This is a genomic window from Nocardia sp. PLKS1-43 (assembly GCF_059510335.1).
Genome location: NZ_JCAJZQ010000003.1, coordinates 686928 through 700192, shown reverse-complemented (window position 1 = coordinate 700192; position 13265 = coordinate 686928). Strand labels below are relative to the sequence as shown.

The window sequence follows — 13265 nt, the reverse complement described above, 5'->3', positions numbered from 1 at the left end:
CCGGCTGTTCATCTCGAACGACACGCCGCCGCTTTATTAATCCACATGTGCGTAACTGCGAAAACGCTGATTCACCTTGCGATTATGTTGAGCGCAAGCCAGTTTTCCCCAGGTACTCCACATGGGGTGCACAACAGCAGGTGAACTATCCCCAGTTTGTCCACAACTGCGTGCACAGCCTGGTTTGGTATCCCCAGTCTGGTCCCATAGGTTCGATCCGATGTCGTGATCCGGTACCCGGGCCCGCACGCACTCCTCGGCCTCGCAGCATGCACCATCGGTTTGCTCCGTGCCGCCCCGCGGCCTCCGCGCCTCGTCGCGACGGTGTCTTCCGGGACGGCGCGGCCCGCGGTGGGGGCCGGGAAAATGTCGGTGCCCGGGGGTAGAACAGGTCATCGAAAGCGTTATCGCCGGGCGTGATGAGAGAGGACGGTCGAGTCTCGTGGCAGTCGTCGACGATCGCGGCACCCCGGAGTACTCGGAGACGCCGGGGGAGGATTTCGGTCGGCAGCCACCGAACGACATGGCGGCCGAGCAGTCCGTCCTCGGCGGCATGATGCTGAGCAAGGACGCCATCGCCGACGTCGTGGAGGTCATCCGTCCCGGCGATTTCTACCGTCCCGCCCATCAGGCCGTCTACGACGCCATCCTGGATCTGTACGGCCGGGGGGAACCGGCCGACCCGGTGACCGTGGCGGCCGCCCTGGACCGTCGCGGTGAACTCAAACGCATCGGCGGCCCCCCGTATCTGGTCACCCTCACCCAGACCGTCCCCACCGCGGCCAACGCGTCCTACTACGCGGAAATCGTTGCGGAGAAGGCGATTCTGCGCCGGCTGGTGGAGGCGGGCACCCGCATCGTCCAGTTCGGTTACGCCGGCGCCGACGGCCAGGACGTCGCCGAGGTAGTCGACCGCGCCCAGGCCGAGATCTACGAGGTCACCGAACGCCGCTCCAGCGAGGACTTCCTGCCCCTGGAAGAACTCCTGCAACCTACGATGGACGAGATCGACTCCATCGCCAGCCGGGGCGGCATCTCCCTCGGCGTCCCCACCGGCTTCACCGAGCTGGACGAGGTGACCAACGGCCTGCACCCCGGCCAGATGATCATCGTCGCGGCGCGGCCGGGTGTGGGAAAGTCCACGCTCGGCTTGGATTTCATGCGGAGCGCTTCGGTGAAGCACGGGCTGGCGAGCGTCATCTTCTCGCTGGAAATGAGTAAGACCGAGATCGTCATGCGCCTGTTGTCGGCGGAGGCGAGGATCAAACTCGGCGATATGCGTTCGGGCCGGATGAGCGACGACGACTGGACGAAGTTGGCCCGGCGGATGAGCGAGATCAGCGAGGCGCCGCTGTTCGTGGACGATTCGCCGAACTTGACCATGATGGAAATCCGCGCAAAAGCCCGGCGGCTCAAGCAACGTCACGATCTGCGCCTGGTGGTTGTCGACTACCTCCAGCTGATGACCTCGGGTAAGAAGGTCGAATCCCGCCAGCAGGAAGTCTCCGAATTCTCCCGAAGCCTCAAACTTCTCGCGAAGGAACTCGAGGTCCCGGTGGTCGCGATCTCCCAGCTGAACCGTGGTCCCGAGCAGCGAACGGATAAGCGCCCCATGGTCTCCGACCTGCGCGAGTCGGGATCGCTCGAGCAGGATGCGGATATGGTTATCCTGTTGCACCGGCCCGATGCGTTCGAGCGCGATGATCCGCGCGGGGGCGAAGCGGACCTGATTCTCGGCAAGCACCGTAACGGACCGACCGCCACGATTACCGTTGCGCACCAGCTGCATTTGAGCCGGTTCGTGGATATGGCTCGCGGGTAGGCCTGGGCCTCACCTGCCTCGCCTGCCGAGAACATCCTCACTCGGAGTACCTGCGGTTCGCCGACCAGGTCGAGCGCCTCGGCCGCGGCCCGATGCCGGGCGTGAACATCACCGGCGACCAGGTGGCCCAGGCCGTGGAAAGGCTCCGAGACCTCGCGAGCAGGTTCTCCGGCTGACGCGGCCGAGCGGTTCCGGACACCGGCCACATCCGAGCGCTACCGGAGCAGTCCGCCGAACCCATTGCGGGACAACAGTTCCCACAACCGCTGCGCCAATGCCGCGTCGCCCTCGATCCGGATCCGCTCGGAGATCTCGGCCGGACCGGGGGCGACAGGCCCGGCAGTGAGAGCCGCGAGAGTACGCAGGTCGGTGGTCACCACGACGTCGGCGAGGTCGGCTTCGCCCGGTACGACGCGGACCGTGCCGTCGTCGATGTTCAGCGCGGCGGTGGAATCGTCGAGGCGGAACTGGACCGTCGCACGGATACCGGTGGTGGCGGCCGGATCGATCAGGGTCGCGAGGAAGACCAGGGTCCATTCCGCGCGGTAGTTCTCCCCGGGACGTCGCGGTTCGTCGAATTCGTGGCGCAAACCCCACAGGGCGAGCGGGACGAGAGCGGCGGCGAGTTCGCTGCCCGCCCGAGTCAGGTCGTAGACCTGCGAGGCGGCGGGGCGGGGCAGCTGCCTGCGGGTGATCAAACCGTCCTGTTCGAGCTGTTTGACGCGGGCCGCGAGCAGGCTGGTGCCGATGCCGTCCAGCGCGTCGGCCAGGTCGGAATAGCGTTTCGGCCCGGACATCAGCTCGCGCACGATCAGCAGCGTCCAGCGCTCGCCGACGAGGTCGAGGCTGCGCGAGAGCCCGCAATATTGGTTGTAGGAGCGTCGTGCCACCGTTCTCCTTGTTCTAAATTATTCAGCAGTTACTTCTAAAACTTATGTTAGCATCGTCGTAGCGTTGGCCGACGAAGGGGAGATACTGTGACGGCGCTACTCGAAGATCCTGAAATCGTTGCGCTACAAGCGCTCTCAGCCGACATCGACGCCCAGGTTCGGCATCGCTTCGTCCGGATCGATGGTCTGCGCACCCACTACGCGGAGGCCGGGACGGGTGAGCCGCTGATCCTGCTACACGGCTGGCCGCAGCACTGGTGGGAATGGCGGCACGTCATCGGCCCGCTGTCACGGCGATACCGGGTGATCTGCCCGGACATTCGTGGACTCGGCTGGTCGGAGGGGAGCAGTTCGGGCTACACCTTCGAGCGGCTGGCGCAGGACCTGATCGATCTGATGGACCACCTGGAACTGCCGCGAGCACGGATAGCCGGGCGGGATTGGGGTCTGGCCATCGGTTATCGAGCCTGCCTGGACCGGCCGGATCGCTTCGAGCGATTCGTCGCGATGGCAGGCGTACATCCGTGGACGGCGGACGGTTTCGGAACGGGTGTCTTCCTGCGCCCGTGGCATGTGTACCTACTTGCCCTGCAAGGCAATTCGCTTCGACTGCAGAACTGGCTCAGCGTCCGGAGTCTGCGTGCGTGGCGATTCCGAGGTCGTTTCTCCCATGCGGAGATCGCGGCATATCAGCAGCGCATGCGGACCCCGGCCGCGTACCGGGCCACGGCCGAATTCAATCACAACGTCATGGCGCACGAGGTCCCGTACTTCGTGCGCAACTGCCACCGGCTCCGGTTGCGAGTTCCAACGCTGCACCTCAACGGGGCGAACGACCCTCTCTCGGAAGGGATTCCGGACAGCTACCGAGGACGGGCCGATGATATGCGGCTCGAAATGATCCCGGACTGTGGGCATTTCATTCCGGAGGAGCAGCCCGAACTGTTGGTCGATCGGCTGACGGACTTCTTCGGCTGATCCCGTCGGTTGGGGCGGTAGCGCGCCCGGATGCGGAAGCGCTCACCTTGCGGCCCGGGGAGGCTCAGGAATTCGACCGGGCGTGGTTCGGCATTGCCGAACCAGTGCGGCAGGTGGGTGTCGAATTCGGCGACCTCGCCGGTGGACTGGACCAGATCCTGATCGCCGAGGATGACGCGGAGGCGACCGCCCAGGACGTACAGCCAGTGGTAGCCCTCGTGCGAGCACGGGCCGGGTTCGCGGTCGTGACGTTCGGGCGGCCAGGACTGTTCGAAGGTTTGCAGCCCACCGGTCGACGCGTGAGGGGGATGACGGCCATGCCGTCGCGCGTGAACGGGCGCGGAAACACCCGCGGGTCGCCACTGGCGGGTGCGCCGACGAGTTCGTCGGGTGGGACTCGATAGGCGCGGGCCAGCGGAACCAGCAGTTCCAGACCCGGTTCGCGCTGGCCGGATTCGACCCGGGACAGCGTGCTCATGCCCCGATGGTGCAGATAATTTGCGGATTCCGCAAAGTTGTTTGCCGAATTCATCCACGCGGCAGGTTGGGTGGTACCGATCCGATCAGCGAGGCAGGGAAAATGGACGCGGACTTCTGGGATCCCCCACGGCCCCCCACCGGCGGGCACCCACCACACGAGCGACACCGTACTGCACGCCGAGCGAAAGCCGAATTCGTCTGCACCACAATGACTTCGGTGCGCACTTTTCCCGGCGCCCATCGGCGATGCGGACCGGGCCGGTGCGGAGTCGCGTGCTACGCCCGTACCGTCGACACCTGTCGTAGATTCGAATCTGTTGCCCACCAACCACTTCAACGCGTCGACGGAGTAATGGCCCGGGGCCGGATGAGGACGCCCGAGGCGTATTCCTCCAGCGCGTGCGCCAGCCATCCAGCGGTACGGCCGACAGCGAAAACGGTTTCGCCCGCGCCGGGGATCATCTCGAAGACGATGCCGAGGACCGCGAGCGGGAAGTCGCAGTTGAATTCCGGGAGTCGCCGGGTGCGTAGTTCGGTGCGGACGGCCTCGGCGGTCGCGATGACAGGGTGGCCGGAAGCCATGGGATACACCATGTTCCACAGGTGAGTGCCGCGGGCGTCGCCGTTCTTGTAGACGGCGTGACCGAAACCGGGAATGCGTTCGCCGCGGCGCAGGCGGTCACCGATGGCACGCGGGACCCGGGCGGGTTCGGAGATCTCGGTGAGCATGCGTTCCACCGCCGGTGAGCTGCCGCCGTGCATCGGACCGCCGAGTACGCCCAGGCCGCAGCCCACCACGGCGTAGGGGTCCGCTCGGACCGAGGCGGCCACGCGGGCGGCGAAGGTCGAGGCGGCCAGTTCGTGATCGGCGAGCAGGATCAGCGCGGTATCGATCAGCCGCAACTCGGCCGCTCCGGATGGCGGCCGGGAAGTCAGCCGCGACCAGAGCAACGCCGAGACCGATTGCCCGACAGGCTCGCTCAACGCGGGCAGGGCCTCGACCATTCCCGCGATCAGGGTGCGGCCGATGGCCGCGACCGCGGCCGGATCACGCCGAAAACGCCCCGGATCGCTGATCGCGAGCGCGGTGACCGCCACTTGCAAACGGTCCAGCGGAAGTAGTCCGGCGGGCAGTCCGGCCTGTACCGCGCGGGCGGCCGCGACCGCTTCCGGCGGACACCGCCACGGCCCGGCCGAAGCGAGTTCACCGCGCCACAGCCATTCGGCGACCTCCTCGAACCGATGCTCGGCGGCCAGTTCGAGTGCGTCGCGGCCGCGGTAGTACGGGCGGTCCCGGCCGAGCGTGGTGATCCGCGATTCGATGGCGATCTCGGTCGGTGCCGGTTTGCGGCGCGGCCGGCCGCGCCGGGCCAGCTCCTCCACCTCGGCCGGATCGAACATGCTGCGCCGACGGTCCGGATCGTAGCGCCGACGCAGCACGCCCCGGCTGACGTAGGCGTACAGCGTCGCAGGCTTCACGCCGAGCCGATCCGCCGCCGATCGCGCGTCGATCCACTCCATGCGTTGACGATAATCAATATTGATTCATCTCGACCAGTGATTCACAGTGGATCCGTGACGCTCATCTCCCAGTTCGAGTTCCAGACGAAGGTCTTCGTCAAGCTCGATTCGCCGCTGTACGCTGTGCTCGCGACCGGCATCGCACAGGACATCGGCGAGGGCGGCCCGTGCGCGAAGGCGCTGGCCGGATTCGAGGACTCGCCGCGCGATTCGGTTGCGCCGCTGCGCTTTCTGGCGGCGGTACACGCGCTGGTGCTGTCCGGGGCGGCGCCCGAGTTGGCCCGGTACTACCCGAGCGCCACCTCGCGGGCGGTGCCACCGGACGCCGATACCTGGCCCGCGTTCCGCGCCGTCGTCGCCGAGCAGATCCCGTGGATCGCGACCTGGTTGGACACCCCGCCGCGGGCACCGCAGACCAATGAGGCCGGGCGGGCGGTGCCGCTGATCGCCGGACTGCTGGCAGCGGTCGATGCGACACCGCTGCCGGTGCGGCTGCTCGAGTTGGGCAGCAGTGCCGGGCTCAATCTGCGCGCCGACCATTTCCGTTGGCGCGCCGGCGATCTCGTTTGGGGTCCGCCGGACTCGCCGGTCGACCTCGGCGACGCCTGGCGGGGACCGATTCCCGAGTGGCTGACCGCGGCCGTGCGCCGTCATCCGACACTGGACGTCATCGAACGGCGCGGCTGCGACCCGGCCCCGCTGGACCCGCTCACCCAGCGCGGCGCCGTGACGCTGCGGTCGTATCTCTGGCCGGACCAATCCGGGCGAGCGGAACGCCTCATGGGCGCGCTGCGGATCGCCGAACAGGTCCCCGCCGAGGTGATCGACTCGGGCGCAAGGGATTTCCTCGCACCGGTGAACCTGGTCCCCGGCACGCTGACCGTGGTGTGGCATTCGGTGATGCGCCAGTACGTCGATCCGGCCGAGTGGCGCGCGGTCGCCACCGAGCTGGACCGCCTCGCCGCGGCGAGCACACCGGAGGCCGGATTCGCGTATATCGCGTTCGAGGGACAGAACAATTCCGACGACCGCCACGGCTTTCGCCTCACCGCTCGCATCGGCGACGGTCCCGAAACCATCCTCGCCCGCGCCGCACCGCACGGCGTCCCGGCTTACCTGCACCCGGCCGACTACTGACGGGCCCTGCGCCGAACGCACTGTGCCACAGTATTATTGCCGCACCGGCACGCCGGGCACGAAGAGCAGCCGACGCCGCAGCGCCGTACCGGCCAGAGCCCGTCCCGGCGCGTATTCGGCCGAGTCGTACCAGTCGGTCAAGTGCCGCATCGACGGGAATTCCACGATCACGACTCGCATCGCCGCGGGCCGATTCCCCTCGGGCACATCGGGTTCGGCTCCCCTGGCCAGGTACCTGCCGCCGTACGCGGCGATCGACTCGGCCGCGATCTCCCGGTAGCGTGCGGCAACCTCCTCATCCAGGATCTCGACCTCGGAAATCACGTAGGCGGACACGAATACTCCTTTCTCGTGGGTGCTGAATCCGCCCGGGACGCGGCAATTCGGCCGGCCGAGGTGGGCGTGGGCGGCGACGTCGAGCGAAACTCACGGCACGCTCGGCCCGGTTCGCTCGTGCAGCAGCAGAAATGTGTAGGCGGCGAGGGTTTGGGCGTCGGTGATCTCACCGTCGCGGATCATGCGCTCGATGGTTTCGCGGGTGAACCAGGATGTTCGCATGTCCTGTTCCTCGGGTTCGCGTTCGGGTTCGCCCGGGGTGAGCTCGGTGGCGAGGTAGATGCGGCCGCGTTGGCTCAGCGTGCCGGGCGCGGTGTCGAGAAGGCCGAGGTAGGTCATCCGGGCGGCGCGCAGGCCGGTCTCCTCGCGGAGTTCGCGGTGGGCCAGATCGACCGGATCGGCCGGCGCGCGGTCGGGGAGGGTGCCCGCCGGGAACTCCCAGCAGCGTTGTCCGAGCGGATATCTGAACTGTTCGACCAGGAGCAGGCTGTCCTGCTCGCAGGGCACGATCATGGCGAAATCCGGCCGGGTGACCACGCCGTAGATGCCGGTGGATCCGTCGGAGCGACGGATGTCGTCCTCCCGGACCTCGAGCCACGGATTGGTGTACACGGTGCGCGATCCGAGCGTCTCCATGCGGAAAATTCTGCCCGAGGATCGCATGCGCCGCCGCGCCCTCGGCCGCGGCGGGCCCGCGGACCACGCTCGGAACTACCGAATCACCGAGCCGGACAAGCGGTTCAGCCTCGAGATCAACCGGACCGGATCCGGGTCAGGCGGGGGTGGGCACGTCGGCGGTCGGGCGAGTCAGCAGGTGCCCCCAGGCGGTGCGGGCCGCGGCGGCGGAAGCGGCGGAGGTGTCGACCGGCGGTTCCGCCCCGGCTAGTTCGACCAGAGCGCGGGCCAGCCCCAGCGCGGGCACGCGGTGACGGCGGGCGGTGTCGAGGATTTCGGCGAACGCCTCGGCGGGACTGTAGCGGCGCAAGGCCACCAGCACACCCTCGGCGGTGTCGAGCATTCGGGCGTCGTTGCGGTGGAAGGTTTCGATAACGGGCTGCGTCATGATGCTCAGGTCTCCTGCGGCGTGGTCGCCGGTCGATGATGTGGTTTGCGAGGAGGACTCACCCGGCGCCCGCGGGCGCCGGTGAGCCGAATGCGGGGTCTTGGCGGACCACTACACGGAAGGTCAGCCGCCGCAAGGGATGCGGGCCGCGGCAGGTCGAGGGAACCTACATTGTCGAGCCGGACACTGATGCGGATACGGACTGTCGACTGATGTCATATTTCGTCCCTCACCTCCTCACTGCCGAACTACGATCGCCGGGACGCAGGCCGTCGCCGGTCGTGTGAGCACAGAGGTGTACCACCGCGAAATACGAAGGGGCCACCCGCTCGACAGGGTTTCGGCAGTGCACGAGATGTTCCGGGTATGGACGGCCAACCGAGGGCCCGCACGTGCCGCGGGTGACCCGGTCGATCTCGGCGCGTGCGCGGCGGCCGGGATCAGTAGCCATTATTCATGCAGGAGCCGCACCCTACGAGGTGCTGACCTTGCCATACTGAGGCCGCCCGGGCCGGAAGTCAAGCAAGATCATTTCCCGTGTTCGAGGGCTCGAGACCCGTTGTGGATCAGCCGGTTTCGCTCCCGATCGAGGATCACCGAACCGGCGAGCGTGTCGGTGCCGATCACTAGGCTGCGCATGTGAGCGAGCCGAACCTCATCGAACATCCCGATATCCCCACCACCAGGAGCGCCTACGACGAGGTGGCGCAGCTGTACGCCGACCTGTTCGCCGACGCGCTCGCCGCGCAGCCGTTCGATCGCGCGATGCTGGGCGCCTTCGCCGATCTGGTCCGGGCCGCCGGACCCGGCCCCGTGATCGACGTCGGCTGCGGTCCCGGACGGATCACCACGCATCTGGACGCGCTCGGACTGGACGTGTCCGGTGTCGACCTGTCCCCGGAGATGATCCGGCTGGCCCGGGCCGATCGTCCGGATCTGAACTACCGGATCGGCACGATGGAACGGCTCCCGTTCGGCGACGCCGCGATGAGCGGGGTGGTGAGCTGGTACAGCATCATCCACCTGCCGCCGGAGCGGGTACCCGGCGTGCTGGCCGAATTCGCGCGGGTACTGCGACCGGGCGGGCACCTGCTGATGGCATTCCAGGCCGCGGCCGACGAGTCGGTCGCCGTCCAGCCGCACGACCACCGGGTGACCACCTCCTACCGCTGGTCCCTGCACGGGATGACGGAACTGCTGTGCCCGCGCGGCTTCACGGTCGTCGCGCGGATGCAGCGCGAACCCGATCCGGAGGAGCGCACCCGGCACTGGTACCTGCTCGCGACCCGGTTGCCCGCCGCCGACTCGCCCGAGCCGGGGTGATTCCGGCCGGATTCGTGATATCCAGGGCAGATGCGAACCTCGTACGACGTGGTGATCGTCGGCGGCGGCCACAACGGGCTGGTGGCGGCGGCGTATCTGGCGCGGGCCGGGCGTTCGGTGCTGCTGCTCGAGCGCGGGCCGCACACCGGCGGCGCGGCCGTGTCCGAACGGGTCTTCCCGGGATTCGACGCGCGGCTGTCCCGCTATTCGTATCTGGTGAGCCTGCTGCCCCGGCGGATCGTCGAGGAGCTGGGCCTGCGGTTCGCCACCCGTCGTCGGCGCATCTCCTCCTACACGCCGGTCGCGGACGCCGGTCTGCTCGTGGATACGGGAGATTCGTCCCGCACGCGCGAGAGTTTCGCCCGGCTCACCGGTTCCGACGCCGATTTCCGGGCGTGGCAGCGGTTCTACGGGACGACCGGCCGATTGGCGCGGCGCGTGTTCCCCACGCTCACCGAACCGCTGCCGACCCGGAGCGAATTGCAGCGGGTCGTCGACGACTCCGCGACCTGGGAGGCGATCTTCGAACGGCCGCTCGGCGAGACGATCGAAACCGCGTTCACCGATGACACGGTGCGCGGGGTCGTGCTGACCGACGCGCTGATCGGCACCTTCACCCACGCCCACGATCCGGCGCTGCGCCAGAACCGCTGTTTTCTCTATCACGTGATCGGCGGCGGAACCGGGGACTGGGACGTTCCGATCGGCGGGATGGGCGCGCTGACCGACGCACTCGCCGCGGCCGCGCGGGCCGCGGGCGCGCGGATCATGGTGGACAGCCCGGTGCACGCCGTCGAAACCGACGGCCGCACAGCGGAAATCCGTTATTCGGGTGGCACGGTCGCAGCGCGCTACCTGCTGGTGAACGCCGCGCCATACGAATCCGCCCGGCTGCTGGGCGATTCCGCGCCGCCGAAGCCGGAAGGCGCGCAGCTCAAGGTGAATATGCTGCTGAACCGCCTGCCCCGGCTGCGCGGAGACATCGATCCGAGGCAGGCGTTCGCCGGGACATTTCATATCGCCGAGGCGTATTCGGAGCTGGAGAGCGCCTATCGCGCCGCCGAGGCCGGGATACCACCGCCGCACCCGCCCTCGGAGATCTACTGTCACACGCTCACCGATCCGTCGATCCTGGGGCCGGAACCGGCCGCGCGCGGGATGCACACCTTGACGTTGTTCGGATTACACACTCCGGCAAGGCTTTTCGAACACGATCATGATCGCGTCACCCGGGAAGTGCTCGACGCGACGCTCGCCCGGCTGGATGCGGTTCTGGCCGAACCGATTCGGGACGTGCTGGCCACCGACGCCGCGGGCCGTCCCTGTCTGGAGGTCCGGAGCCCGCTGGACCTCGAACGCGAGATCGGACTGCCGGGCGGGCATATCTTCCACGGCGATCTGAGTTTCCCGTATCGCACCGACGACGATCCGGAACCGGCCGCGCGGTGGGGCGTGCGAACCGAGCATCGCAATGTGTTCCGGTGTGGCGCGGGCACGGTCCGCGGCGGCGGGGTGAGCGGCATCGGCGGCCACAACGCCGCCATGGCCGTACTCGAAAGCCGCTGAGCCTCAACGCAGGACGGAACGAATCACCAGCGTCTTGATCGGCAGGTCGAATTCGCCGTCGCCGATCTCCGGAACGCCGCGCAGGTAGCCGGTGATCCGATCGAGCAGTGCGGCCCGCTCGTCCGGTGAGATCACCAGCGTGTGCGAATGGGTGCCGATCGTCGCGGCGAGACTTTCGGCGGTGCGGCGCTGCACGTGCGGGAACTCGGCCTGCGCGAACTCCTCGAACAGCGGATCGGACACCGTGCCCTCGGAGGTGCGGGTCCGGAAGGAGACCTGCGATCGCGACAACCGGTCCAGTTCGGCCACCCACTCCACCTCGGCATCGTGCATATTCCAGAACGCGGCGAACACCCCGCCGGGACGCAGCACCCGGGCGATCTCGGGAAACGCGCGTTGCCGATCGAACCAGTGCAGAGCCTGTCCGACGAGTACGGCGTCCACCGAATCATCCTGCAGCGGAATGCTTTCCGCGGTCCCGTCCAGTGCCGTCAGCTGCGGGTGGCGGCGCCGGAATTCCGCTCGCATCGCCTCGTCCGGTTCCACCGCGGTGACCCGCGCGCCGACCGTGCGCAAGCCCGTGGTGAGTTTGCCGGTTCCGGCGGCCAGGTCGAGCACTTCGGGACTCGGCCCGCCGAGCGGTTCCAGCGCCCACCGGATGCCCGCGAGCGGATAGTCCGGCCGGTGCTCCTCGTAGGCGGCGGCCTCGGGACCGAAGGATTTCGCCCGTCGCGCCCGCAGTTCGGTGTCGTCCACTTCCCACTCGCTCGCACTGGTCACGCCGATTCCTCCAGCTCACTCGCCCCGCCGATGCTCCGGCTCGCCATGTTAATGCTCGGCGGGATGCTCATCGTGCGGTCCGCCGGGAGGTTCGAGGACGGACATCCGCACCCGCCATATCCGCGGCGGCGGCGAACCTTGGCCGCTGCGCGTCCAGGCGGCCGCCATGGACAACCGGATCAGCCGCCCGGCGGCGTAGAACAGCAGCGCGGCCAGCGGTAGTTCGCCCACCCCGGCGGTCACCAGGGATATCGGCAGGTCGGGGGTGTTCCAGTCCAGGACGATGTCGAACCAGGCATCGCAGCACAGCAGGGTCGCGGTGATGATCGCCCACGGAATCAGGATCGGCCGCCGCAGCCAGGCCCACAGCGCGGTCATCCCGATGGCGGCGACCAGGAAGCAATCGAATCCGACCCAGGCGATATCCCAGTGCGCGACCTCGCGATGTTCGGGCAGACTACTGGCCAGATAGATGATCCACGCCAGCAGGAAGACGAAACTTCCGGTGATCACGGCCAGGAACAGCCGCCGCAGATGGACCGCCGCGGGGTGGTTCGGAGTCAATGTGAGCGACATGATCTACCTCCGGCTGGATGAGCAAATCCCGCTGCCGATCGGATTGCGGTCCGATCATCAACATAAACCCTGCTACCAGCCGGAATAATTCCGATCCGACCGCCGCGGACCGCTCAGCGCACGACGGGCAGCGTCGAGCCGGGTTCGGCCAGCCACAGCAGCCAGTACGGGACCATCAGGGCCGCGAACTCCTCGTAACCCTCCGCCCCCGGGTGGTAGCCGTCGGCGGCGTGGATCGCACGCATCCAGGTCTGGTTGCGCAGCAGCGGCTGGTGCACCCGGACATACGGAACGTCCTGTGCGGCACAGACTTCGGCGTAGAGCGAATCCAATTCGCCGATGCGCCTGTTGTGTTCGTCATCGGCATTGGGCGGCGGGGCGACGACCAGCGTGGTCCACCCGCGTTCGGCCGCGCGCCGCAGGATCGAGGTGAGATTCGCCGCCGAATCCGCCGGAGGCACCCGCACCCGCCCGTTCTCCAGCAACGTATCGTTCACGCCGAAGGAAAACACCACGCGCGCATCGGTTTCCGCGCTCAGGCGCGGTTCGCACTCGGCCTCCCAGCGGGCCGCGACATCCGCCGACGTCTGCCCGCGCACCCCGAGGTTGTAGTAGGTGAGCGGCTGCCCGGCGCCCATGGCGCGCATCGCCAGGCGCCCAGTCCAACCCAGGCACCGGCCGTCCCCCATTCCGGCCACCAGTGAATCGCCGACGAAACAGATACGGACATCTCGGATCACCGAGTGATCGTTGCACGCCAGGACGCACGACTCGGGGCGAAAGGCCGGAATCG

At 67.9% G+C, this 13265-nt stretch carries 15 protein-coding genes; 5 read left to right on the top strand and 10 right to left on the bottom strand.

Annotation, left to right across the window (positions count from 1 at the left end; genetic code table 11):
* Positions 1–442 precede the first annotated feature (442 nt).
* The gene (dnaB, locus tag AC5WS7_RS14925) at positions 443–1822 is read left to right on the top strand and encodes a replicative DNA helicase (RefSeq protein WP_495955051.1); all 1380 of its coding nucleotides are present in this window, start codon (positions 443–445) and stop codon (positions 1820–1822) included.
* Positions 1823–2037: 215 nt separating this feature from the next.
* Here the strand turns inward: dnaB and AC5WS7_RS14920 are convergent, their stop codons facing one another.
* The gene (locus tag AC5WS7_RS14920; RefSeq protein ID WP_495955050.1) at positions 2038–2712 is read right to left on the bottom strand and encodes a winged helix-turn-helix transcriptional regulator; all 675 of its coding nucleotides are present in this window, start codon (positions 2710–2712) and stop codon (positions 2038–2040) included.
* Positions 2713–2799: 87 nt separating this feature from the next.
* On the opposite strand from AC5WS7_RS14920, the gene AC5WS7_RS14915 reads away from it, so the two are divergent.
* On the top strand, positions 2800–3690 hold the full coding sequence (locus AC5WS7_RS14915) for an alpha/beta fold hydrolase (RefSeq protein ID WP_495955049.1): 891 nt from the start codon (positions 2800–2802) through the stop codon (positions 3688–3690).
* Here AC5WS7_RS14915 and AC5WS7_RS14910 read toward each other — a convergent pair.
* From AC5WS7_RS14910 to AC5WS7_RS14900, 3 genes are all read right to left on the bottom strand, one after another.
* Entirely contained in the window at positions 3576–3863 is a 288-nt protein-coding gene (locus AC5WS7_RS14910) for a hypothetical protein (protein WP_495955195.1), read from the bottom strand. The two genes, AC5WS7_RS14915 and AC5WS7_RS14910, sit on opposite strands and share 115 nt — an antisense overlap.
* Positions 3755–4168 (bottom strand): helix-turn-helix domain-containing protein, encoded by a 414-nt coding sequence (locus tag AC5WS7_RS14905; protein WP_495955048.1) that lies wholly within the window; start codon positions 4166–4168, stop codon positions 3755–3757. Before AC5WS7_RS14905 ends, AC5WS7_RS14910 begins: the two co-directional genes overlap by 109 nt.
* 335 nt (positions 4169–4503) lie before the next feature.
* Positions 4504–5691, bottom strand: a complete 1188-nt coding sequence (locus AC5WS7_RS14900) for a citrate/2-methylcitrate synthase (protein ID WP_495955047.1) — start codon at positions 5689–5691, stop codon at positions 4504–4506.
* A 54-nt stretch (positions 5692–5745) separates the two neighbouring features.
* On the opposite strand from AC5WS7_RS14900, the gene AC5WS7_RS14895 reads away from it, so the two are divergent.
* Positions 5746–6828, top strand: coding sequence for a DUF2332 domain-containing protein (locus AC5WS7_RS14895; RefSeq protein WP_495955046.1), 1083 nt, complete (start codon positions 5746–5748; stop codon positions 6826–6828).
* 33 nt (positions 6829–6861) lie between these two features.
* On the opposite strand, the gene AC5WS7_RS14890 is transcribed toward AC5WS7_RS14895, so the two are convergent.
* The 3 genes from AC5WS7_RS14890 to AC5WS7_RS14880 form a co-directional block, all read right to left on the bottom strand.
* Positions 6862–7164: a DUF1330 domain-containing protein gene (locus tag AC5WS7_RS14890; protein ID WP_495955045.1), complete on the bottom strand. Its 303-nt coding sequence runs from the start codon at positions 7162–7164 to the stop codon at positions 6862–6864.
* A 90-nt stretch (positions 7165–7254) separates the two neighbouring features.
* Entirely contained in the window at positions 7255–7800 is a 546-nt protein-coding gene (locus AC5WS7_RS14885; protein ID WP_495955044.1) for an NUDIX domain-containing protein, read from the bottom strand.
* A gap of 136 nt (positions 7801–7936) precedes the next feature.
* Positions 7937–8227: an ANTAR domain-containing protein gene (locus tag AC5WS7_RS14880; protein ID WP_495955043.1), complete on the bottom strand. Its 291-nt coding sequence runs from the start codon at positions 8225–8227 to the stop codon at positions 7937–7939.
* Positions 8228–8866: 639 nt separating this feature from the next.
* Here AC5WS7_RS14880 and AC5WS7_RS14875 point away from each other — a divergent pair.
* Positions 8867–9550, top strand: coding sequence for a class I SAM-dependent methyltransferase (locus AC5WS7_RS14875; RefSeq protein WP_495955042.1), 684 nt, complete (start codon positions 8867–8869; stop codon positions 9548–9550).
* A gap of 30 nt (positions 9551–9580) precedes the next feature.
* Positions 9581–11116 (top strand): phytoene desaturase family protein, encoded by a 1536-nt coding sequence (locus AC5WS7_RS14870; protein ID WP_495955041.1) that lies wholly within the window; start codon positions 9581–9583, stop codon positions 11114–11116.
* Positions 11117–11119: 3 nt separating this feature from the next.
* Here AC5WS7_RS14870 and AC5WS7_RS14865 read toward each other — a convergent pair whose 3' ends face one another.
* The 3 genes from AC5WS7_RS14865 to AC5WS7_RS14855 form a co-directional block, all read right to left on the bottom strand.
* The gene (locus AC5WS7_RS14865) at positions 11120–11896 is read right to left on the bottom strand and encodes a class I SAM-dependent methyltransferase (RefSeq protein WP_495955040.1); all 777 of its coding nucleotides are present in this window, start codon (positions 11894–11896) and stop codon (positions 11120–11122) included.
* A gap of 48 nt (positions 11897–11944) precedes the next feature.
* Positions 11945–12472, bottom strand: a complete 528-nt coding sequence (locus AC5WS7_RS14860; protein WP_495955039.1) for a hypothetical protein — start codon at positions 12470–12472, stop codon at positions 11945–11947.
* Positions 12473–12585: 113 nt separating this feature from the next.
* Complete coding sequence (locus AC5WS7_RS14855; RefSeq protein WP_495955038.1) at positions 12586–13212, bottom strand: GDSL-type esterase/lipase family protein; 627 nt, start codon at positions 13210–13212, stop codon at positions 12586–12588.
* Positions 13213–13265 lie beyond the last annotated feature (53 nt).